The following is a 22,075-nucleotide window of genomic DNA, read 5'->3' as shown; positions in this document are numbered from 1 at the left end:
TGTTCGACGACCATTGTTCGGTCGGCGCCGAAGGGTCCCTAAGGAATAATGGGTGGGGTGAACGATCGACAAAACGGTGAGTCGCTCGCACGGATTGCAGGTGCCATTGCGGATCCGAGCCGAGCTACGATGCTGCTTGGCTTGCTCGATGGACGAGCCTGGACCGCAACGGAACTTGCCGACCATGCAGGCATCGCCCGCTCAACGGCCACCGCGCATTTGCATACGTTGGTGGAATGCGGGCTTCTCGAGGAGCGCTACTCGGGTCGACACCGCTACCTGCGTCTCGCCGACGCCCGCTCCGCATCACTGATCGAGACCTTGTCGCTAGCGACCCTTCCGGCACCGCCGACTAAGTCCCTAAAGGGCGCTCGGTCCGACGCGGCCTTACGCTCCGCGCGCACCTGCTACGATCATCTCGCCGGTTCGTTGGGAGTCGCCCTGCTGGACCGTTTGTTGGGCCTCGACTACCTCGCGTTGGACCCGGACCCGGTACTTACCGTCGCTGGGGACAAGTGGTGCACCGCACTCGGCGTTGATCTAGACACCGTTCGTTCGCGCAGGCGACCATTCGCTCGTCTATGTCTTGACTGGACCGAACGCCGCGAACATCTAGCCGGTTCGCTCGCCACCGCGCTGCTCCAGCAATTCCATCACTTGGGCTGGGTTTCCCACGGGGCAAAGCGCCGCGAAGTAGTACTGACCGACGCTGGACGTCACGGGTTCCGCGAGCATTTAGGTATCGACTGGGCGTTAATTCGGATGTCGTGAGTGTGCGGAGCTAGTCCAGGGAAATTACCACTTCGCTGGGGCCGGTGCCCACTGCTGCAACGCCGCTAGCAGTTCGGCAGGTGTGTGCACGACAATCAGTGCCTGACGGTAGCGTTCGGCGAGGAATCCCTCGGCGACGAAGTGCTCGATCATGGACAGTAGCGGTTGCCAGAAGCCGTTGACGTCGTACAGTGCGACGGGTTTGCGGTGCAGGCCTAGTTGCTGCCACGTCCAGACCTCGAAGAACTCCTCGAGCGTTCCGGCGCCGCCGGGCAACGCGATGAAGGCCTCGGCACGCTCGGCCATCCGCTGTTTCCGCTCGTGCATATCGGCCACGATGTCGAGTTCGCTCAGTCCGGGATGGGCAATCTCGCCGTCCACGAGCGACTGCGGCATCACGCCCCGCACGCGGCCTCCGGCCTCGAGGGCGGCATCCGCTAAGGTGCCCATCAGCCCCACATGGCCTCCGCCATAGACTATTTCGACCCCCTGCTCGGCCAAAGCCCGGGCAAGTTCGGTCGTGGCCTCGGCGTAGATCGCAGATGCCCCGGTCGCCGATCCGGTAAAGACGGTCACTGAACGCGGAAAATCAGGAGTTTGCACCCAAGAATCTTATCGAGCACGGCCTTCCGGCCGATCATCTGGCACATCGAACCAACCGAAGCTCCGGGTGAGGTTCGAGACACCATCACGGGTACTACACGACGGACCGCCCCCACGTGGGAACGTGAGAGCGGTCCGTTATGCGGTGTCGAGATGGAGTCTATTTGCGGGCACGAACCACGGCGAGCACCTGTTCCTCGGCGTCCGGTCCGGCCTTAATGCCGCCGGGGACCTTGAAGAAGAACACCGCGCCCAGCAGCCACCAGACGCCGAAGATCAGCCATGGCTCCCAGGTCAGGGCGGCCGGCATCCCGGGCATGTAGAGCGTGAACAGGGCCGCGGTCAGCAGCACCGAGGTCCAGCCGATCAGTTCGCCGCCGATCCCGGCTCCGCCCACACGCAGGGGACGGACCATCTGCGGGTCGCGCTTGCGCAATACCAAGAAGGTCACCGATACCAGCAGGTAGGCGATGATGATGCTCGGTGCGCCGGAGTCCACGAGCCACCCCAGCATCTGCACCCCGAAGAACGGGGCCAGCATGGAGATACCACCGATAAACATCAGGGCATTGTGTGGAGTCTTGTACTTCGGGTGCAGCGTAGCGAACCATGCCGGCAGCATGCCGCTGCGAGCCAGCGAGTAGACAAGGCGCGAGGCACCCAGCAGCAACGAGTTCCACGAGGTCAAGATGCCGGCCACACCACCGGCGATCAGCACCTTAGACATCAGGGCGGAGCCGAACAGTGCGCCGAAGGCGTCGGCGGTGGCAATGTCAGCCCCGGCCAGTTCGCCCGCCGGCATGGCCGAGGAGGTGGTCAGCACGACCATCACGTACCAGGCGGTGGCCAGCACCACCGAAAGCACCACGAGCTTACCGATCTGTCGGGCCGGGATGTTGACTTCCTCGGCCGACTGCGGGATCACGTCGAAACCGATGAACAGGAACGGCACGGCCACCAGCACGGCAAAGAAGCCGTTGATTCCGTTGCTGAACAGCGGTTGCATATGCTGCACCTCGCCGCCGATGAAGGAACCGAAGATCAGCAACAGGCCAATGACCAGCAAGAAGATCACCACGAAGGTCTGCACCACACCGGCCTGTTTAACACCACGGATATTGATCCAGGTGATCAGAATGGCGGCGAGCACGCCGACCAGGGCCCAGGTGAGGTTTACTTCGAAACCCGCCACGGTCCACAGCGGGATCTGGCTCATGCCCGGGAAAATGTATTCCACGGTGCGCGGGAGCGCGACCGCTTCGAAGGCCACAATGGTGACATAGCCACCGGTAATCGCCCATGAACCAATGAATGAGGGTCGCGGGCCCAAGGCACGCAAAATGAAGTTGTGCTCGCCGCCTGCCTTGGGCATGGCGGCGGTCAGTTCGGCATAGGTCAAGCCGACGACGGCCATAATGCCACCGCCGACCACCATGGCTAGTACGGCGCCGAGGGTGCCGGCGTTTTCCAGCCAGCCACCGGTCAACACCACCCAACCGAAGCCGATCATGGCGCCAAAGCCCAGCGCCAATGCGTCGAAATTACCTAGCGTCTTTGCTAGGCCCGACGATTCTGCATGTGTCGTATTCACCGCAGTTTCCTTTCCATCCCCTGATGCGAGTCCGGTCGGCAAGGCTCAACGTCACCGACTCGTGGGATAGACATTACTGCCATAAATTCGAGGAAAGGATATTGCGCCAGAAACATTGCGCCGAACGGTGCGCAGGGCGGTTATCGGCTGATGACAAACCTCAGGTCGGGTCGGGAAGCTTCGGGCGTTTGGTCGTAAAGATAGCCGGTCCCGTCAAAACACAGGTTACCGATTTCGACGTAGTCTTCGGGATGTTCCAGAGTGCAGATCCAGCTATTGAGTTGCCCCAGTACACGCATGTCCGACGCGATCTCCGCCGGTACGCCGTTGCCGGTCCAGTAGGGCGCCCCACCGAATTTCGTGGACTGATTGGTGTCGAAGTCATGCGGTCCGCAGATTTTCGCCAAACTTGGCCCTGCGGTCGGTAACCGGGCCTCGGTCAGCTCTGGAAAGTAGGTACGCACCATCGGCTCCTCGGGTCGCTACTGAGTGATGACATTACCCGGCATCCCTACGGGGCCGAGGGCGGTGGAGCTTGACGGAGACCATGCTTCGGGTCACGGCAAATGAAGTCGGTACAACCATAACCGCGTGTCCGGATCATCTGGGCGTAGCGCGAAAATCTGTGAGAGTACCGCGATGCGTTCAAAGCCCAAGCCCGCGTGCAGACGTTGCGAGGCGATGTTGCGCTCGTTGGTGAAGTAGTACGCCTGCCTTGCGTGCTCCGCGATCTTTCGCAGACGAAACTCCGTCAGACGGCGCCCGATCCCCCGGTGCCGGTATTGCTCGGCAACGTAAATACCGCCGAGGTAGTAGCCGGCCGGAGCATCGCCTGCGGGTAGCGGATGATGATGGATCTTGGCAATCCCGACCACCTGCCCGGTCGGCGGAAGGTAGGCAACCGTGAAGCAACGTTCCTCCGCTTCGGGCAGCAGCGACGACCAGTTGTGGATGCCTAGAGTCTGACAGAACGCGTCGATGGCCGCGGCATCGGCCTGTTCGGCAATCCGGACCAGAGGCGAGTGTGGCGCGCTCATCGGTCTCCTTCGTTCGGTGGGAAGCCAAGCGGCCTCATGAGAGGAGCAACTGACTCGCCCATTGAGTTAGGTAACTGACCACCACGCCAACCAGCACGCCGCCGAATACCTGCGAGGCGGTGTGCTCGGAGCAGCGCACCCGCGCCCAGGAGAGCAGGGCCACGAAGAGCACGATCACCGCGGTTGGTGCCACGTCGGCAAAGGCGTGAAGCACCACGTAGGTCCCCACGGCCAGGTGGACCGAGACCTTCCACCAGAGGTTGATGAGACTAACGAGCAGCAGGCCCACCGCGAAGGCCCCGACTTCGACGTATAGGGCCGTAGCGGTACCGATCACCGTGAGCAGGGCCAGCCCGCCGACCATGGACAGCGCCGTCACCGCGTAAATCCAGTGTCGCTGGTGACGTTGTGAAACGTGGATATTGCTGACCTTGCCCCGCAGCCGAGCCACCGCGAGAATCGACCAGGGCAATAGCATGGTAAATACGGTCCCAAGAGCCGCCGATAGCCATGAAACCTCGGGGTGTCGCACGGGGGTGCTCAGGAGCAGAGCACTGCCGAGAACCACGGGCGTCAGGATATGCGAGACAAGCTGAGCGGCGGTAACGGCCTTCGGTGGTGCGGCGACGGTAGTCATGAGTCCTCTAGAGCTAGTGCATCGGTCCTGTCTCAACACTACCGAACGGTAACTCTCGCCGGGTCCATCGCGGGACTGATCCTCGGCTCGCGGCTGGCTTGCGCGGCGGCTAGGCTGGCCCCATGCGGACCTGGCATGTACCATCCCCAATGTGTGGGGACGCGGTGTTCGACCAGTTGGTCTCCTATGTGCACGGCGGCGACTACCTCTTACATGGTTCGCGCACCACAGGGTTGCGCGTCCTTGAACCGCGCGCTCCCATTGACTTCAGTGTCGATGACTTCTCGAAGACAACGGCGGTCTACGCGACCGAGGATCCCACATGGGCCATGGGCTATGCGCTGCGCACGGCGGAATCCAGCCCCTTTCTTAACGCCTGCTTCTACCCCGCTGCTCGTGCCGGGCAGTGGTCGGCACGCCGGATCTTTCTCTCCTACGCTCGCACCGCCTCGAGCCGATGGCCGTTGAGTCCCGGGGTGGTCTACGTGCTTCCGGCCGCCCAGTTCCGCCGCATGCCCAGCTACACGGACCGCCAACTGGGGCATATCACCGAGTGCCAGTGGATCGCCACCGAACCGGTGCCCGTGGTCACCGAGATCCCCGTGACGCCGGAGAACTTACCGCTGCGCCCGCGGCGGCATGACCCCGATCTGGTCCGTCGCCGTGCGGCCGACGAACCCGACGGTTTTCCGTGGCTGTAAATCGCGCCACGCGTTAAAGGCCGCTGGGCGCCACCTCGAGGTGAGGTGACGCCCAACGGCGGTAATAACCGGTGACTACTTGGTCAGCAGTTCCAGCGTCTGGTTCAGCGTGGCGCTCGGACGCATCACCGCAGCGGTCTTGGCCTCATCCGGACGGTAGTAGCCGGCGATATCCACCGGCTGACCCTGTACCTCGGCGAGTTCGGCGACGATGGTCTGCTCGTTCTCACCCAAGGCCTTGGCTACAGCAGCGAAAGCGGAAGCCAGTTCGGCGTCCTGATCCTGCTTGGCCAGTTCCTCGGCCCAGAACTTGGCCAGGTAGAAGTGGCTGCCGCGGTTATCCAGCTCGCCCACCTTACGCTTAGGCGACTTGTCCTCCAGCAGGAAGGTGCCGGTGGCCGCATCCAGGGTGTCGGCCAGTACCTGCGCACGGGCGTTGTCGTTGTTCACCGCCAGGTGCTCAAAGGAAGCAGCCAGCGCGAGGAATTCACCCAAGGAATCCCAGCGCAGGTGGTTCTCTGAGACCAGCTGCTGCACGTGCTTCGGAGCCGAACCACCGGCACCGGTCTCGAACAGTCCGCCACCGGCCAACAGCGGCACGATGGAGAGCATCTTGGCGCTAGTGCCCAATTCGAGAATCGGGAACAGGTCGGTGAGGTAGTCGCGCAGCACGTTACCGGTCACCGAGATGGTGTCCTCACCGCGGCGAATGCGCTCGATGGAGTACTTGGTGGCTTCGACCGGCGAGAGGATCTCGATGGTCAGTCCCTCGGTGTCGTGCTCCTTGAGGTACTCGTTGACCTTGGCGATCAGCACGGCGTCGTGGGCGCGGTTCTCGTCGAGCCAGAACACGGCCGGGGTGGCCGAGGCGCGGGCGCGGTTCACGGCCAGCTTGACCCAGTCGCGAATTGCCACGTCCTTGGTCTGGCAGGCGCGCCAGATGTCACCGGCGAAGACCTGGTGTTCGATGAGCACGGTACCGAACTCATCGAGGATCTGTACGTGGCCGTTGGCGGCCAGTTCGAAGGTCTTATCGTGCGATCCGTACTCTTCGGCCTTCTGGGCCATCAGGCCAACGTTCGGCACGGTGCCCATGGTGGTCGGGTCGTAGGCGCCGTTGGCGCGGCAGTCCTCGATAACCGCCTGGTATACCCCGGCGTAGGAGGAATCCGGCAGCACGGCCAGGGTGTCCGCGGTGGCACCCTCGGCGTTCCACATCTTGCCGCCGAGACGAATCATGGCCGGCATCGACGCGTCGACGATCACGTCGGATGGCACGTGCAGGTTGGTGATGCCCTTATCGGAGTCGACCATTGCCACGGCCGGTCCCTCTTCCAGGCCCTTGGCGATGAGCTTTTCCACGCCGGCACGTACCTCGTCGGAGAGCTCGTCGAGCCCGCCGAGGATGGCTGCTAGGCCGTTGTTCGGGTTCAGCCCGGCGGCGGCCAGTTCGTCGCCGTAGGTCTCGAACAGTTCGGAGAAGTATGCCTTGACGACGTGACCGAAGATGATCGGGTCGGACACCTTCATCATGGTGGCCTTCAGGTGAGCGGAGAAGAGCACGCCTTCTTCCTTGGCGCGGGCCACGGAGGACTTCAGGAAGTCCTGCAGAGCGGCCACGTGCATGACGGTGCCGTCGACGACCTCGCCGGCGAGCACCTTGAACGGCTTCTTGAGCACCTTGACTTCGCCGTCTTCGCCGACGAAGCGGATGGAGATGCTCTTGTCCTTGTCGATGACTACCGACTTCTCGTTGGACGCGAAGTCGTCAACACCCATGGTGGCCACGTTGGTCTTGGAATCGGCGGCCCAGTCCCCCATGGAGTGCGGGTACTTGCGTGCGTAGTTCTTCACGCTCAGCGGGGCACGGCGGTCGGAGTTACCTTCGCGCAGCACCGGGTTCACGGCCGAACCCTTGATCTTGTCGTAGCGGGCGCGGACGTCGGTGTCTTCATCCGAAGCCGGGTTGTCCGGGTAGTCCGGCAGTGCGTAGCCGGCGGCCTGCAGTTCGGCGATGGCGGCCTTCAGCTGCGGGATGGAAGCCGAGATATTCGGCAGCTTGATGATATTTGCTTCGGGGGTCTTGGCCAGGTCACCCAGTTCGGCGAGCGCGTCACCGATGCGCTGCTCTTCGCTCAAGTAATCGGGGAAGGTGGCGATGATGCGTCCGGCCAGCGAGATGTCGCGGGTTTCGAGTTCCACGCCTGCCGTGGAGGCGAAGGCCTCGACGATCGGAAGGAACGAGTGAGTCGCCAGCATGGGCGCTTCGTCGGTGTGGGTGTAAATAATCTTGGCCATAGGTGTGGCTTCTCCCTGAACGTCGTGTGGAAGCGGGGTTAATCGCCCTAAACTCAACGTTCCCAATTTACCCGATTTTGCGGCCTTTGACACGATTCCACCGAGCCCGAGAAACCGCGGGAGATGAGTTCTCGCCCGAAATCCCGGGCTGAATAGCCCACACCGTATTCGTCACATTTAAGTTAATGGCCCATAACTCAGTCAGGTAGTTGCGTGCTAGCAAGGGCGGCGAGCCGACTCGAGACGCGGTCAAAGACCTGCTGCGGTTCAAAATCGCGGCCTGCGGCAACCTCGCGGGCCACGCTAATCCACGCCACACGCCACCCCGATGCCAACAGTTCAGCAACGAGCATGCCATCCACGGCATCGACGCCGTACTGCTCGGTCAACACCGTTCCCAACCGAGCCATCAGCTCCATTTCGCGCTGTGCGATGGCACGCAACAGCCGCGGTTCCTCGAGAATAATCCGCGACACCCGCGTGAACTCATGAGGACGCACGGCAACCTCAAATTGCTCGCGGCTGACCCGAAGGAGCGCGGCATAGATCTGCCCCGGAGTTCCGGCAGGGATAGGAAATTCTTGAAGCATGTCGAGCAAGGTGTCATGCCCGATCAAGGTTGCACTTTCCTTGGAGTCAAAGTAGCGAAAGAAGGTCCGCTCGGAAATTCCGGCGCGTGCGGCGATCTGCGCCACCGTGACACGCTCGAGCCCCTGCGCTTCCACAAGGTCCAGGGTCGCCAAATGCACCTGTCGGGCCGTTTCCGCTTTGCGTTGCGCCCGAACGCCGGGCCGAGGCTGATCACTCGCATTCACCCTTCCATTGTGACGCACGATTGTTTTCTGTCACACTCTGACAGAATTTAGACGATTTTCTGTCAGACTGTGACAGAACTTGTTTTGCATCGCGAGAAAGAGGCTCAGTGAGCACAACCCACGCCGCACCCCCGGCACCACCGGCGACAACGAAGCTGACCGGCATTATCGGTTCACTCGCCCTAGCGGCCTTCCTGATGATCTTAAATGAAACCGTGCTGTCGGTCGCGCTGCCGGCCATCATGGAAGATCTTCAGGTCTCCGCTGCGGCCGGACAGTGGCTGACCACCGGATTCCTGCTGACCATGTCGGTACTCATACCCCTCACCGGGTACCTGATTCAGCGCTTCCGCACCCGCACGCTCTTTGCTTTCGCACTGCTTAGCTTCATCATCGGCACGCTCATCGCCTTCCTGGCCCCAAGTTTCGCGGTGCTTCTGATCGCCCGAATCATTCAGGCCGTTGGCACCGCGATCATCATGCCGCTACTAATGACCACAACCTTGCAACTGGTTCCGCGCGAACGCCGCGGCACGGTAATGGGGCTGAACTCCATCGTGATTTCCGTGGGGCCGGCGGTCGGTCCGACCGTGTCGGGGGCCATCGTCAACGCCTTTAGCTGGAACGCGATCTTCCTGATCATGCTGCCGTTAGCCGCCGTGATCCTCGTGGCGGGCCTCATCTTCATCCGGGTGCCGGACGCTACACGACGCACCCCGGTGGATATCGCCTCGGTCATTCTCAGCGCACTGGCCTTTGGCCTGTTGGTTTATGGCATCTCAAGCCTTGAGCATGCGGTCGATAACCTCACCATGACCATCGCCAGTTTCCTCATCGGACTCGTGGCGCTCGGGTTATTCATCCGCCGTCAGTTACGCCTGACGCGAGAGGGCCGAGAACTATTGAATCTGTCGCCCTTTACCAATCGCAGCTTTACGCTCTCGGTGCTGCTGATCATGATCGGCATGGGCACACTGCTGGGCACCTTGATGATGCTACCGATCATCCTGGAGTCCGGGGCGGGACATAGCACCTTGGCCATCGGCCTCATGTTGCTGCCCGGCGGCTTGGCCCAGGCCATTAGTGCCCCCATCTTCGGTCGGGTCTTCGACCGCCACGGACCGCGCCCGGTGTTGATCCCCGGAGCCATCCTGCTGGCCGCGGGCCAATGGCTGTATCTCACCGTGAACGCGGAAACGCCCCTCTGGACCTTCGGCGCGATTCACGTGGTGTTCTCCATCGGCATGGCATTGTTGATGACCGGTCTGATGTCCTCGGCACTGTCGACCGTTCCGCCACAGCACTATGGCCACGGTTCGGCGATTTTCACCACCGCCCAGCAGCTCGGCGGCGCCATCGGCACCACCATGTTCGTCACGATCTTCTCCATGCTCTCCGCACGCCAGCTCACCGCCGGAGAGCAGGCGACGGCGGCACTCTTCGACGGGGCACATAGTGCCTTCATCGTCGGTGCCATAATCACCACGGCGGCTATTGCGATCGCCCCGCTGATTACCCTCAAGCGGCAGAGCCGATAACCCTGTCGGCGGCGCTGCGCTACGCGCGGCGCCGCCTAACTCTTGAATACCAGCGGCGGGACTGGCGCTCAGACGCCACCTGCCTCGACTTAACTTTCAGGCACTGGCTGCCGAGGCGGGCAACCACAGCGTCATCCGCAGCCCTTCGTCGGGCATCTGAAGGATTTCTAACTGGCGTTCGACCTCACCGGCGTTGGTGCGCAGGCGTTTGGTTGATGACCGGCGCCGCCCCACGAGGTGCCCGGACCACCAGCCGGCAAAACGCGAGCTTCGGGCCGCCAACTGATCCACCAGTTCTTGCAGTCGCGCTTCGCGCAGATTTCCAGCATTGGCGGCCCGCAATTGTGCCACGGCCCCGCGGGCAATATCTTCCCAGTCCACGAAAATTTCGCGGGCTCGCGCATGAGTCAGCAGGTAGGTACACATATTGCGCGCATCGGCCGGTTCACTCTCCAGCCCGTCGAGCAGCGCCAACCCTTCGGCGTTGATCGCCAAGACATTGCTCAACCGATCCAGCACATAGGCCGGGTTGGGACGCACGGCCGCGACCAGAGCTTCGGCACGTCGGCGTAAGTCCGTGCCGTCATCCACCGAGAGCACCGCGACCTCAGGGGTGGAGCGCAGCAAAAAGAGGTACTCCAGCGAGTCCCCTTTCAGGCGCAAGACGCGCGCCACGGCACGCAACACGGCATCGCTCGGATTGGTTTCGCGGCCCTGCTCGAGCCGCGTGTAGTAGTCGATGCTGATACCCGCGGCAGCGGCGACCTCTTCGCGACGTAGCCCACTGACGCGCCGCACTCCGAGGCTTTGCTGCTCCGGCCGAAGCCGTGGGTCGGTGCGTCTGGCGCGCAAAAAGGATCCCAGTTCACTGGCCATGGCGGCAATCCTTTCGACCTCGCGGGTAGGTGTGCGACTCCTAGGAAAACTGCGGCCTTCCGCGTCCATGCTGCCGCGCCGAAGATGGAGTTACCGCAGTGGCAGAATGCCCGATGCGCTACACCCCAGGCAAGTTCATGCCCACGGATTGGACCGTAGGGCTGGGCACGACAGAAAGAATTCCCATGGCTTCCTATACGCATGGCCACCACGAATCGGTGCTTCGCTCGCACCGTTGGCGCACCGCCGAGAATTCGGCCGCATACCTGTTACCGCACCTGCGGGCCAGCGACAGGTTGCTCGACATTGGTGCGGGACCGGGAACGATCACCGCGGACTTCGCCACCCGGGTCCGGCGTGTCACCGCCACCGAGGTGGGACCCGACGAGCTGGACTTGGCTCGGCAGACCGCCGAGGAACGCAAACTGAACAACATCGACTTCGCGGTCGCCGATATTCACGCCTTACCTTGGGCGGATCAGAGCTTTGAGGTGGTCCATGCCCATCAGGTGCTCCAGCATGTTGCCGACCCGGTGCGGGCCTTGCGGGAAATGTCCCGGGTGACGAAATCCGGTGGCTTAGTGGCCGCCCGTGACAGCGACTACTCCGCATTTGCGTGGTGGCCCATGGTGCCCGAGCTTGAGGAATGGATGGAGCTGTATCAGGCGGCGGCACGCGCGAACGGCGGGGAGCCCGATGCGGGACGTCGCTTGAAGTCCTGGGCGCACCAGGCAGGCCTGAGCGAGATCACGGCAACGGCGAGCACCTGGTGCTATAGCAGCGATGCGGACCGTGCATGGTGGGGCGGGATGTGGCAGGAGCGCATCCTGGAGTCTGCGATGGCGCGGCAAATTATTGACTCAAAGCTGGCCACGATGGAGCAGTTGCGTCGCATCAGCCACGGCTGGGAAAAGTGGGCGCGCGCCGACGACGGATGGTTCACCCTCGTGCACGGTGAAATCCTCTGCCGCATCCCGTAGCTCCGGTCCACTACGGCGGTTCCCGACTCTATTATCTCGTCACAACGCCTCGCGCACGAAAAGATTGTTGAACAATCCTGTGATTTGCGGCATGCTAGGAGAAAGACTTCCAAGGAGACGGGGATCACAATGCCATTTATCGACCTGAATTCAGACGTCGGAGAATCATTCGGCAACTGGAGCATGGGAGACGACGCCGCGATATTCCGTTCCGTCTCCTCGGCCAATGTCGCCTGCGGCTTTCACGCCGGGGACCCCAGCGTGATCGCCGCAACCTGCCGTGAGGCCGTCGCAGCGGGAGTCACCATCGGCGCCCACGTGGGCTACCGCGATCTGGCCGGCTTCGGGCGCCGGTTCTTGGACTGCACGGCCACCGAGCTGGCCGACGACGTGCTCTACCAGCTCGGGGCCTTGCAGGCGATGGCCCGGGCCGCCGGTTCCAAGATTTCCTATGTAAAGCCCCACGGCGCGCTCTACAACACCATCGTGCACCACCAGGTTCATGCCCGCGCGGTCATCGACGGAATTAAGGCCTTCGGCGAGGACCTCCCGGTGCTGTTGCTACCCGGGTCGCTCGCCCTCAACGAGGCGGCATCCGCCGGGTTGCGCGGTGTGGCCGAGGCCTTCGCCGACCGCAACTACACTCCCGAAGGCACCCTGCTCTCGCGCCGTGAACCCGATGCCGTCATTCACGATGCACAGCAGGTCACCGACAATATGGTGCGCTTGGCCACCGAGGGCACGATCCGGGCCGTGGACGGCAGCCTCATCCAGATGCCCACCGAAAGTATCTGCGTCCACTCGGACACCGCGGGAGCCGTGGCCATGGCCGCAGCGGTACGCGAGGGGCTCGAGGCCGCCGGCGTGCAGATCCGGAGCTTCGCATGAGCATCCTCGAGGTGCGGCCGGCCGGCGAACGCGCGCTTCTCATCGAGCTATCCGACCTCGACTCGGTGCTGGCACTGAACGGCGCCCTGCTCGATCACCCGCTGCCCGGACAAGCCGAAGTACTCCCGGCGGCCCGCACGGTCCAACTCAGCTTTAACACCCCGGAACAGGCCCGTGCCGCGATGCACCTCGCCGCGGACATCGCGCTCGGAGAGTCCGCTGCGAGCACCGGTCGCCTGATCGAAATCCCGGTGCACTACGACGGTGCCGACCTCGCCGCGGTGGCCGAGCTGACCGGGCTGAGCGTTGCGGCGGTCATCGACGCCCACTGTGCACAGCAGTGGACGGCCGCATTCGGTGGCTTTGCCCCCGGTTTCGCCTATCTCGCCGCCGAGAACGACACCCTGCAGGTCCCCCGCCGCGACAGCCCCCGCACCGCGGTCCCCGCCGGTTCGGTGGCGCTGGCCGGCAACTACTCGGCGGTCTACCCCCGCGAGTCCCCCGGCGGCTGGCAGCTACTGGGACACACCGAGCTACAAATGTGGGATTCGCACCGGGAGAACCCGGCGCTCATCGCCCCGCGAGATATTGTGCGTTTTCGTGCCGTCCCGGCCCGCGCAACCCTGTCCGAGCCGACCACGGCGCAACCGAGCACCCCACCGAGTAACGGCGAGTCTGCCGCGAAGGGACCGGGCTTGCGCATCCTCGACGCCGGTTTGCAGTCACTGCTGCAGGACGAGGGCCGGGCACACTTAGGGCACCTCGGCGTCCCGCGCTCCGGGGCCGCGGACCTGACCGCATTGCATCAGGCCAACCGACTGGTGGGCAACCATCCGGCGCGCGCGGCCATCGAGAATCTCACCGGCCGGCTGGAGGTGCAAGCCCAGGGAGATCTGGTGTTGGCGCTCGCCGGTGCCGACGTCTGCGCCGACATCACCCCGGCCGAGCACGACGAGCTACGCCGCCCCCGGCCGGCACCACTGAACGCACCCTTCGCCTTGCTCGATGGTGAGCGACTGCGCCTGTCCCCCGGTGCGGCCGGGCTCCGTAGCTACCTGAGTATCCGCGGCGGCTTCGCCGTCGAAGCCGAACTTGGCTCCTGCTCCAGCGATACGCTCTCTGGGCTCGGGCCGGCGCCGCTGTGCGGCGGCGACTTCTTACCGGTGACCCCGGTACTTTCCGGGCATATCGTTGGCGCGCCCGAACCCAGCACCCTGCCGCTACCCGAGGCGGAGGGGCATTACCTGCTACGCATCACCCCCGGACCACGGGCCGACTGGTTTGGTGCCTCGGGGCTGACCCGCCTCACCGAACAAGACTGGGTGGTCAGCAGCGACTCCAACCGCGTGGGCATGCGACTATCCACCACCGATCAGGGGCAGCCGCTGGAGCGCACCCGCACCGGCGAGCTACAAAGCGAGGGGGTACCGCTCGGGGCCCTGCAGGTACCCCCAAATGGGCTGCCGGTACTCTTCCTCGCCGATCACCCGGTCACCGGCGGATACCCGGTCATCGCCACCGTGCGCGAGGCCGACGTAGCACTCGCCGCACAACTGCCCCCGGGCACCCACGTGCGTTTTACCCTCGATTCTCCCGGGGCACTCAACCCGGCCACACGCTAAGGACCTGCCGAATGAAAAAAGTACTCATTGCCAACCGCGGCGAAATCGCCGTGCGCATTGCCCGTGCCGCGGCCGATAATTCGCTGCGTTCCGTGGCCGTCTACGCGGACCCGGATGCCGATGCCCTCCATGTGCGCCGCGCCGATGAGGCCTACGCGCTCGAGGGTAGTGCCAGCGCGGATACCTACCTCAACATCGAAAAGCTTCTCGCCATCGCCGCCCGCAGCGGTGCCGACGCGGTGCACCCCGGCTACGGTTTCCTCTCCGAGAACGCCGAGTTCGCCCGTGCGGTCCAAGACGCCGGACTGACGTGGATCGGACCCAGCCCCGAGGCCATCGAGGCCCTCGGAAATAAGGTCACGGCGCGCCAGATCGCGGTGCGCGCCGGCGCCCCACTGGTGCCAGGTACCGAGCAACCAGCGGCCGACGCGGCCGAAGTACGAGCCTTTGCCGAGGAACACGGGGTTCCGGTGGCCATCAAGGCAGCCTTCGGTGGTGGCGGGCGCGGATTGAAAGTTGCCCGCAGCATGGAGCAAATCGAGGAGGCCTTCGACTCTGCCGTCCGCGAGGCCACGGCCGCCTTTGGCCGCGGCGAGTGCTTCGTCGAACGTTTCCTGGATAAGCCGCGCCATGTCGAGGCGCAGGTGCTCGCCGACAGTCACGGCAATGTGGTGGTCGTGGGCACCCGAGATTGCTCCATGCAGCGCCGCCATCAGAAATTGATCGAAGAGGCCCCGGCCCCTTTCCTCAGCGAGGAACAGCGGCAGTTGATCCATGACTCGGCCAAAGCCATCTGCCGCGAGGCCGGTTACACCGGCGCAGGTACGGTGGAGTATCTGGTGGGTGCCGACGGGCTGATCTCCTTCCTCGAGGTCAACACGCGGCTTCAGGTTGAACACCCGGTCAGCGAGGAGACCACCGGCCTCGATTTGGTGGCCGAACAATTCCGCATCGCCGACGGCCATCCACTGAGCCTGACTAAGGACCCCGAGCCGCAGGGTCATGCCTTCGAGTTCCGGATTAATGCCGAGGACCCAGCCCGCGGCTTCCTCCCGGCGCCGGGCACCATCACTCGCTTTGAAGCGCCTACCGGTTCCGGGATTCGCGTGGATTCCGGGGTGCGTTCCGCCAGCCTCATCCCGGGACACTACGACTCCTTGATGGCCAAGCTCATCGTGCATGGAGCCGACCGCCCGCAGGCGCTGCGCCGTGCCGCGGTCGCCCTGGAGGAAATGGTCATCGAAGGGGTTCCCACGGTATTGCCCTTCCATCGAGCGGCCATCGCTCACCCGGCCTTCGCGGCGCCCGATCATCTGGGGATCTACACCACCTGGATCGAGGATGAGTTCACCGAACAGCTGGAAGCCAGCGACCAGTTGGCCAGCACGCCGGCGGACCGGCCGCGCGAGCAGCTGACCGTGGGCATCGACGGAAAAGCAATGACGCTGTCCGTGCCGGCCGATCTGCTCGCCGCACTACGCACCGGCGGGTCGGATTCCGTTCCGAGCAGCGCCGCACAGAGCGCCGACACGTCGGAGGAGGAAGAGCTCACCGCTCCCATGGCCGGTAACCTCGTCTCCTTCAGCGTGGAGGACGGTCAGCAGGTCACAACCGGGCAGACGGTGGCGGTGTTGGAGGCCATGAAAATGGAGTCCGCGGTGCAGGCACACCGCTCGGGCACCTTCAGCCGGGCGGATCTCAACCCGGGACAGGCCGTAGCTCAAGGCGATGTTCTCGGACGCATCGACTGACACGCACACGGCTCACCGTAGCCGAAGCCGCTAGATTAGAGGGGTGAATGCGTCCATGGATTTTTCAACCCTCGACCTCGGCCAAGAGGCCACCCACGCACACACCAGTGCTTGGGTGGCCTCCACCTTGCGTCGGCAAATTGCCGAAGGCCAACTGCTACCGGGCACCAAGCTCTCGGAACAGGTACTGGCTCAGGCGCTGGGAGTCTCGCGCAATACGTTGCGCGAAGGCTTCACGCTGCTCGACAGCGAACTGATCATCACCCGCATTCCCAACCGGGGCGTGTTCGTCGCCTCGCCCACCGCCGACGACGTCCGAGAGATCTATGCGGTGCGCCGCACCGTCGAACCGGCCGCGGCCGCCTGGGGTAGCACACTGGATCTGAGCACCCTGCGAGACATTGTTGAGACCGCCCGGAGCGCCCAGAGAAATGGCGACGTGCCCGGGATGGCCGGAGCCAATCAGCGCTTCCACGAACTTTTGGTCGCCTCATCGGGCAGCTCACTGCTCGGCGAACTCATGGGACGTGTTTTGGCGCGGATGCGCCTAGTCTTCCACGCCATGCGCGACGCGCCGGACTTTCACACCCACTACGTGCAGGGCAATGCGCATGTGCTCGAGCTGCTTGAGGCCGGAAAGCGCCTCGAGGCGGCCGAGGCGCTGCGTCGCTATCTGGATACCGCCGAGGCGGAGCTGCTCGAACATTTGCGCGCGGCACAGGAGAACTAACACGCAAGCCGCAGCCTAGGTGGGCTGCGGGTTGTGTGGAGCGAGCGTTAGGGCACCTGATAGCGCCGGTCGGGAGCATCAGTGATAAGCATGTACCCCGGGGCGTGAGCAATGGCAAAGGACGGGCGCGAAGCCATCACCGCGGCCTGCGCCGTGACCCCGCAAGCCCAGAAAACCGGGACGTGTCCCTCCGGAATGTGCACCGGATCCCCAAAGTCAGGATGCGCCAGGTCGGCAATGCCGAGCCGCTGCGGCTCGCCCACGTGCACCGGCGCGCCGTGGACGGCCGGGTAGCGCGACGTGATGCGCACGGCGTCGGCGACCCGCTCCGCCGGGATCGGCCGCATGGAGACCACCAGTGGACCGTGCAGGGACCCGGCCGGGGTGGTGGAACGGTTCGTCCGATACATCGGGACGTTCACGCCCTGGGCGATGTGAGCCACCTCGATCCCTTCGGCCAGTAGCGCGGATTCAAAGGTGAAGGAACAGCCGATGATGAAGGTCACGAGATCATCGCGCCAGTAGTCGAGCAGGTCGGTGGGCTCGGCCACCAGCTGCCCGCCGTCGAATACGCGGTAGCGCGGCACGTCGGTGCGGATATCTCCGTCGCGTAGCAGCTCACCGGTAGTTTCTCCGGCCTCCAGTACCCCCAAGATCGGGCAAGCCTTGGGATTGCGCTGGGCAAAGAGCAAGAAATCGAAGGCCAGCTGCCGGGGTACGATGAGCAGATTCGCTTGCGCGTAACCGTCGCTGAACCCCGCCGTGGGTAGCTCAAGCCCCGCACGGAACAACGTGCGGGCTTGCGCCGGAGATAGGGTTGCGCGTTCGGCCCGGGCCGGTGGATGTATCGAGTCCATACTCATTTCCTGTTCTCTGCGTGCGTCTTAGCCGGCCCAGAGGGCCGAGAGCCCGGAGAGCGAATTGATGCCTAGGTAGACGGTCAGCAGCCAGGTCAGGGCGCCGATGACCAGAAGCCAGAGCGGGTACTTGTAGCCGTTGAGCAGGTCGCGACGACGCCAGGCCACGTAGAGCAGCACCGCGAAGCCCACGGGCAGGATCAAGCCGTTGACGGCTCCGGCAAAGATCAAGAGCGTCTGCGGGGCCTTGCCCAGCAGCAGGAAGATGACCGCGCACACGGCAATGAAGCCGGTGGTAATCAGATTGCGCGTACGTTCCGGGGTGCTCGAGCGCGTTACGAAGGACACCGAGGTATAGGCGGCGCCGATCACCGAGGTCAACGCGGCAGCCCAGAGGATGACCCCGAAGGACCGCATGCCGATTTCACCAGCTGCGTGCCCGAAGGCCTCGGCCGCCTTATTGTCACCGGTGAGCGCCACCCCGCCGGCCACAACGCCGAGGATGGCGAGGAACAACAGCACACGCATCACGCCGGTGACAATAATGCTGAGCACCGAGCCGCGGGAAATCTCCTTCACGTCCCCCACACCCTTGACGCCCGAGTCGATCATGCGGTGCGCACCGGCATAGGTGATATATCCACCGACAGTGCCGCCGATCAGGGTGGTGATGATCAGGAAGTCCACCTTTTCGGGGAGCACGGTATTGCGCAGGGCCTCGCCCACCGGCGGGGCCGCGACAATGGCCACGTAGATCATCAGCAGAATCATGATGGCGCCGAGGAGCACGACGATGCGGTCCAGAGCCATGCCGGCTTTCTTCGAAAGGAAGATGAGGATCGCGATGACCGCGGAGATCGCCCCGCCGATTTTGGGGTCCACTCCGAGCATGGCGTTGAGCCCCAACCCGGTACCGGCGATATTGCCAATGTTGAACACCGCGCCGCCGAGGAAAACCAAGGCCGCGAGGAACCAGCCCACACCGGGTAGAACCTTATTGCCCAGCTCTTGGGCGCGCAGTCCGGAAACACCGATGACGCGCCAGACATTGAGCTGCACGGCAATGTCGACGAGGATCGAGACCAGGATGGCGAAGGCAAAGGAAGCACCGATTTGAACGGTGAATTCCGTGGTCTGTGTGATGAATCCCGGGCCAATGGCACTGGTGGCCATCAGGAACATCGCGCCAAGCAACGCCGTACGGCGTGCTGAGGCGTTTGGCTTAGCGGGTGACTGCGAGTGCGCCATGGTGTTCTCCGTTGCAGATGCGGTGACGGGTGCCACACATTCGTGTAACGCACAGAACATTACATGTTGTTGAACAATCTAGGCAAGGGGTTGTTCAACAATTTTGGGGCGAGATTGATGGCGGCGCAGAACTATAGCGCGTTGCCCACCCAGAGGCCGAGAGCAGCCAGTGCCCCGGTGCCGGCCATGACGCCGAGACCGTTGAGTATCCCGGCCACCCACTTGCGCGCTTGCAGAAGCCGAACGGTCTCAAAGCTTGCGGTGGAGAAGGTCGTAAATCCCCCGAGAAAACCGACGCCAGCGACGAGTCGAATGGCTTCGGGCAATATCTGCGCGGAGACCAGACCCGTGAGCAATCCGAGCAGAAAAGAACCCAAAAGATTAATCAGCACGGTCCCCCAAGGGAAGGCACCTGCCACCCGCGAGCGCACCGCCCCGTCGAGCACGAGTCGACAGCACGCCCCCAGCCCTCCGGCCACGGCGATGCCCACGAAAAGCCAGAACGTCATTCCGTGCCCTCCCCGGACTTCGAATGCATCCACGTGGCGATCGAAATTCCGGCCAGGGTGGCCAGGGCACCTAGGAGCACGGTACCGAGCCCGTAGAACAGTGCCGCCGAGATGGAGCCGGCTTCCAGAAGAGCGACAAGCCCCACGGCGAAGGTGCTAAAAGTGGTAAATCCGCCCATGAACCCGGTGCCCACCAATAACCGCAGGGCCCTGCGGCGTCCTTGGTCCGGTCCGCGCCGAGCCAGTGCATCCAGGAGCACCCCGAGAAGGAAGGCGCCACTGAGGTTAATGGCAAAAACCGCCCAGTCGATACCGTCCTGCGCGGGAAAGGCCAGCGAAATCCCCTCGCGGGCCGCGGCCCCAAGCGTTCCACCGACAAAGGTCAGGGCTAAGGACGAAGGTTGCAGGTAGGCCGGACGCCGTTGGTTCATTGCACATCACCCGTGCGTCGCGGAATGACCATCACCGGTCGATGCTGTTGGTGGGCTAGCTGGGCGGCGACCGAGCCATTGAACAATTCGCGGGCCGAACCACGCCATCCTCCCGCGCGGGTACCCACCACGATCATTCGCGCCCCGAGCACATCGGCCAACCAAGCGAGTTCCGTTGCGGCACCACCGGCCAACGCGCGCACCGACCAGCGCACGCCTCGGTCCTGCAAAACTGAGGCCAGGTGCGCGTAGAGGTCTGCGTCGAATCCGCCGGCCTCGTCCTCGACGAGATCCGGATCGATGGGTAGCGAGCGGATCGTCCCGTCGGCCTGCCGGGCGATGGTGTAGCGAGAGTCGTCCACCGTGGCGCAAATCAACTGAGCGTCGAGCGCAAGGGCTAGCTCCGCCGCCTGCTCGAGCACCTCGGCGGGTTGGCCAGGTACTACTCCCAGAACGATGGTTGAACCTCGTTCGTTCATGGGCATTTCCTCCTGCCGACCGCGGGCGCTGGGCGCGCGAAAGGCCGTGAATCGCGCGTTTTGAGTCTAGCAAAGCGGCAATACCACGGCGGGGTCACCGCGGACCAGGCTCGGCCCGACGACCCCGCCGTTAGGCTGCGTTCGGCCTAGTAGTGCGTGCCTCCGTCAATGCGCACCTCGGTACCGGTGATGAAGTACCCCTCGGCGCTGGCGAGCAGCGCCACCACATTGGCGACGGAGTCGGGTCCGGCAAACCCCTGCCCCAAGGCCGGGGCAAGTTTCGCAAAGAGCGACATATCCGCATCCTCGGGCAACCCCGGGCCCTTGCTCTGTCCGCTGGCTCCGGACCCATCGGTCATGCCCGAAGCGATCGAACCGGGCTGCACCGCCGTAAAGCGAATATTGTCCTTGGCGTACTCCGCGGCGAGCGCATGGGTCATCGATTGAATCCCGCCCTTGCTGGCGGCGTAGGCCGCCATATAGGGGTGGGCAAAGACGGCCGAGGTGGAGCTGAAGTTCACCACGGAGGGCTGATCCCCGCCCCGCAGGTGGGCTAGGGACTCGCGGATCATTTGGAAGGTACCGACCAAGTTGACCCGCAGGATGGTCTCGAAGGCTTCGGTGCTCATCTGCTCGGTGTGCGCCGAGCGCAGAATGCCTGCCGCGTTGACCAGCGCGTCGAGACCTCCAAGCCACTGCACGGCCTGAGCCACTCCGGACTGTACCGACCCCTCGTCAGAGACGTCGATCTGCACGGTATGCAGCCGCTCGGCCGCCGCCCCGGCGGCGCGCACGGTGTCCTCAAGGCCCGGAGCGGACACATCGGCGGCGACCACCCGACCGCCTTCCTGGAGCATCCGCAACACGGTGGCCTGCCCAATTCCGGATCCTGCTCCGGTGACGATCACGCGACGGTTTTCATAGCGATTCATGAGATTCCCTTCCTCGGTAGTTATCTTCACGATACGCCCTTGTGGCACAACGTGCCATAAATGCAGATTGTGACATTAGGGATAGCGCCTATGGTTAAGTTGTGTCCTCAGAACGGTTGAACCTCACCCAACGCCGCCGCGCTGCCACCGAGCTAGAGATTGCCCGGGCCGCCGCCAAACTCTTCGCAGCACATGGCCTCGACCAAACCACCGTCGAACGCATTGCCCAGAGCGCCGGTATCTCTCTGCGCACCTTCTACCGCTACTTCCCCACCAAGGAGGAGGCACTGGCCCCATTACTGCAGGTGGGGGCCGAGGCCTGGCAGCAAAGCCTGCGCAGCGGTACGGCACTGAGCCTCTACGAGCGCATCGACCGCTCCATCGCCGAGGTTCTCGACGCCGGAGCGCTGCAACAGACCGGCGATGCCGACGCCACCCGGGTTCTGTTGCGTCAGCGACATGGCCATCAAGGCGTCATCGATATCTGGCACCGTGTCAACGCCCGCTCCGAACAGGCCCTCGGTCCGCTGCTGCGCGAGGTGGAACCGGAGCTCGCGCCGCACCGTGCGCTACTGTGGGCCGCCGCCGCAACCTGTTCCATTCGGCTGGCCATTGAATCCTGGGCCGATGACTCTGCGCAGACCCAGGCTCCGGTCGCCACCTGGGCGCGCGAGAATTTCCGGCTGCTCAGCGCCGGCCTGTCTCAGGAATAGTAGTTAAAAGGCTACGGCGGCCACAGCCCATACTGGGCTGTGGCCGCCGTAGCTGTGCCTAGAGGCGA

The 22,075-nt window shown here is 63.8% G+C and carries 23 protein-coding genes; 9 read left to right on the top strand and 14 right to left on the bottom strand.

Annotation, left to right across the window (positions count from 1 at the left end; translation table 11 throughout):
• Positions 1-57 precede the first annotated feature (57 nt).
• Complete coding sequence (locus ACJD00_RS03165; RefSeq protein ID WP_418908448.1) at positions 58-771, top strand: ArsR/SmtB family transcription factor; 714 nt, start codon at positions 58-60, stop codon at positions 769-771.
• 24 nt (positions 772-795) lie between these two features.
• Here the strand turns inward: ACJD00_RS03165 and ACJD00_RS03160 are convergent, their stop codons facing one another.
• The 5 genes from ACJD00_RS03160 to ACJD00_RS03140 all read right to left on the bottom strand — a co-directional run bounded on the left by ACJD00_RS03160 (position 796) and on the right by ACJD00_RS03140 (position 4,639).
• On the bottom strand, positions 796-1,374 hold the full coding sequence (locus ACJD00_RS03160; RefSeq protein ID WP_418908447.1) for a TIGR00730 family Rossman fold protein: 579 nt from the start codon (positions 1,372-1,374) through the stop codon (positions 796-798).
• A gap of 160 nt (positions 1,375-1,534) precedes the next feature.
• Positions 1,535-2,965 (bottom strand): APC family permease, encoded by a 1,431-nt coding sequence (locus ACJD00_RS03155; RefSeq protein WP_418908446.1) that lies wholly within the window; start codon positions 2,963-2,965, stop codon positions 1,535-1,537.
• Between the two features lie 140 nt (positions 2,966-3,105).
• The gene (locus ACJD00_RS03150) at positions 3,106-3,432 is read right to left on the bottom strand and encodes a hypothetical protein (RefSeq protein WP_418908445.1); all 327 of its coding nucleotides are present in this window, start codon (positions 3,430-3,432) and stop codon (positions 3,106-3,108) included.
• Positions 3,433-3,522: 90 nt separating this feature from the next.
• Positions 3,523-4,002 carry an N-acetyltransferase family protein gene (locus ACJD00_RS03145; RefSeq protein ID WP_418908444.1) on the bottom strand — a complete coding sequence of 160 codons (480 nt, stop codon included), beginning with the start codon at positions 4,000-4,002 and terminating at the stop codon, positions 3,523-3,525.
• Between the two features lie 34 nt (positions 4,003-4,036).
• Positions 4,037-4,639 carry a hypothetical protein gene (locus ACJD00_RS03140; RefSeq protein ID WP_418908443.1) on the bottom strand — a complete coding sequence of 201 codons (603 nt, stop codon included), beginning with the start codon at positions 4,637-4,639 and terminating at the stop codon, positions 4,037-4,039.
• A 122-nt stretch (positions 4,640-4,761) separates the two neighbouring features.
• On the opposite strand from ACJD00_RS03140, the gene ACJD00_RS03135 reads away from it, so the two are divergent.
• Positions 4,762-5,340 (top strand): hypothetical protein, encoded by a 579-nt coding sequence (locus tag ACJD00_RS03135; protein WP_418908442.1) that lies wholly within the window; start codon positions 4,762-4,764, stop codon positions 5,338-5,340.
• Between the two features lie 75 nt (positions 5,341-5,415).
• On the opposite strand, the gene ACJD00_RS03130 is transcribed toward ACJD00_RS03135, so the two are convergent.
• Entirely contained in the window at positions 5,416-7,638 is a 2,223-nt protein-coding gene (locus ACJD00_RS03130; RefSeq protein ID WP_418908441.1) for an NADP-dependent isocitrate dehydrogenase, read from the bottom strand.
• Between the two features lie 197 nt (positions 7,639-7,835).
• Entirely contained in the window at positions 7,836-8,453 is a 618-nt protein-coding gene (locus ACJD00_RS03125) for a TetR/AcrR family transcriptional regulator (protein WP_418908440.1), read from the bottom strand.
• Between the two features lie 107 nt (positions 8,454-8,560).
• Here ACJD00_RS03125 and ACJD00_RS03120 point away from each other — a divergent pair, with 107 nt between their 5' ends.
• A complete protein-coding gene (locus ACJD00_RS03120; protein WP_418908439.1) occupies positions 8,561-9,991 on the top strand; it encodes an MDR family MFS transporter in 1,431 nt (476 codons plus the stop codon).
• 96 nt (positions 9,992-10,087) lie between these two features.
• On the opposite strand, the gene ACJD00_RS03115 is transcribed toward ACJD00_RS03120, so the two are convergent.
• The gene (locus ACJD00_RS03115) at positions 10,088-10,867 is read right to left on the bottom strand and encodes a helix-turn-helix domain-containing protein (RefSeq protein WP_418908438.1); all 780 of its coding nucleotides are present in this window, start codon (positions 10,865-10,867) and stop codon (positions 10,088-10,090) included.
• A gap of 185 nt (positions 10,868-11,052) precedes the next feature.
• Between ACJD00_RS03115 and ACJD00_RS03110 the strand changes: the two genes are divergently transcribed.
• From ACJD00_RS03110 to ACJD00_RS03090, 5 genes are all read left to right on the top strand, one after another.
• Complete coding sequence (locus tag ACJD00_RS03110) at positions 11,053-11,847, top strand: class I SAM-dependent methyltransferase (RefSeq protein WP_418908437.1); 795 nt, start codon at positions 11,053-11,055, stop codon at positions 11,845-11,847.
• Between the two features lie 129 nt (positions 11,848-11,976).
• Positions 11,977-12,735, top strand: a complete 759-nt coding sequence (locus tag ACJD00_RS03105; RefSeq protein ID WP_418908436.1) for a LamB/YcsF family protein — start codon at positions 11,977-11,979, stop codon at positions 12,733-12,735.
• Complete coding sequence (locus tag ACJD00_RS03100; RefSeq protein ID WP_418908435.1) at positions 12,732-14,357, top strand: carboxyltransferase domain-containing protein; 1,626 nt, start codon at positions 12,732-12,734, stop codon at positions 14,355-14,357. The genes ACJD00_RS03105 and ACJD00_RS03100 overlap by 4 nt, the downstream gene beginning before the upstream one ends.
• 11 nt (positions 14,358-14,368) lie before the next feature.
• Positions 14,369-16,108, top strand: coding sequence for an acetyl/propionyl/methylcrotonyl-CoA carboxylase subunit alpha (locus ACJD00_RS03095; protein ID WP_418908434.1), 1,740 nt, complete (start codon positions 14,369-14,371; stop codon positions 16,106-16,108).
• A 55-nt stretch (positions 16,109-16,163) separates the two neighbouring features.
• Positions 16,164-16,838, top strand: a complete 675-nt coding sequence (locus ACJD00_RS03090) for a GntR family transcriptional regulator (RefSeq protein WP_418908433.1) — start codon at positions 16,164-16,166, stop codon at positions 16,836-16,838.
• Positions 16,839-16,885: 47 nt separating this feature from the next.
• Here the strand turns inward: ACJD00_RS03090 and ACJD00_RS03085 are convergent, their stop codons facing one another.
• The 6 genes from ACJD00_RS03085 to ACJD00_RS03060 form a co-directional block, all read right to left on the bottom strand.
• On the bottom strand, positions 16,886-17,695 hold the full coding sequence (locus tag ACJD00_RS03085; protein WP_418908432.1) for a putative hydro-lyase: 810 nt from the start codon (positions 17,693-17,695) through the stop codon (positions 16,886-16,888).
• 27 nt (positions 17,696-17,722) lie between these two features.
• Positions 17,723-18,943 carry an NRAMP family divalent metal transporter gene (locus ACJD00_RS03080; protein WP_418908431.1) on the bottom strand — a complete coding sequence of 407 codons (1,221 nt, stop codon included), beginning with the start codon at positions 18,941-18,943 and terminating at the stop codon, positions 17,723-17,725.
• A 131-nt stretch (positions 18,944-19,074) separates the two neighbouring features.
• Positions 19,075-19,452, bottom strand: a complete 378-nt coding sequence (locus ACJD00_RS03075) for a fluoride efflux transporter FluC (protein WP_418908430.1) — start codon at positions 19,450-19,452, stop codon at positions 19,075-19,077.
• Complete coding sequence (locus ACJD00_RS03070; RefSeq protein ID WP_418908429.1) at positions 19,449-19,883, bottom strand: fluoride efflux transporter FluC; 435 nt, start codon at positions 19,881-19,883, stop codon at positions 19,449-19,451. Before ACJD00_RS03070 ends, ACJD00_RS03075 begins: the two co-directional genes overlap by 4 nt.
• Positions 19,880-20,362, bottom strand: coding sequence for a universal stress protein (locus tag ACJD00_RS03065; protein WP_418908428.1), 483 nt, complete (start codon positions 20,360-20,362; stop codon positions 19,880-19,882). Before ACJD00_RS03065 ends, ACJD00_RS03070 begins: the two co-directional genes overlap by 4 nt.
• A 146-nt stretch (positions 20,363-20,508) precedes the next feature.
• Positions 20,509-21,294 carry an SDR family NAD(P)-dependent oxidoreductase gene (locus tag ACJD00_RS03060; protein WP_418908427.1) on the bottom strand — a complete coding sequence of 262 codons (786 nt, stop codon included), beginning with the start codon at positions 21,292-21,294 and terminating at the stop codon, positions 20,509-20,511.
• Between the two features lie 101 nt (positions 21,295-21,395).
• Here ACJD00_RS03060 and ACJD00_RS03055 point away from each other — a divergent pair, with 101 nt between their 5' ends.
• Entirely contained in the window at positions 21,396-22,007 is a 612-nt protein-coding gene (locus tag ACJD00_RS03055) for a TetR family transcriptional regulator (RefSeq protein WP_418908426.1), read from the top strand.
• The last annotated feature ends 68 nt before the right edge of the window (positions 22,008-22,075 follow it).

The organism is Glutamicibacter endophyticus, assembly GCF_048457885.1.
In the GTDB taxonomy this organism is placed as follows: domain Bacteria; phylum Actinomycetota; class Actinomycetes; order Actinomycetales; family Micrococcaceae; genus Glutamicibacter; species Glutamicibacter endophyticus.
The sequence above is the reverse complement of the archived record's forward strand: the minus strand, read 5'-3'. Positions and strand labels throughout refer to the sequence as shown.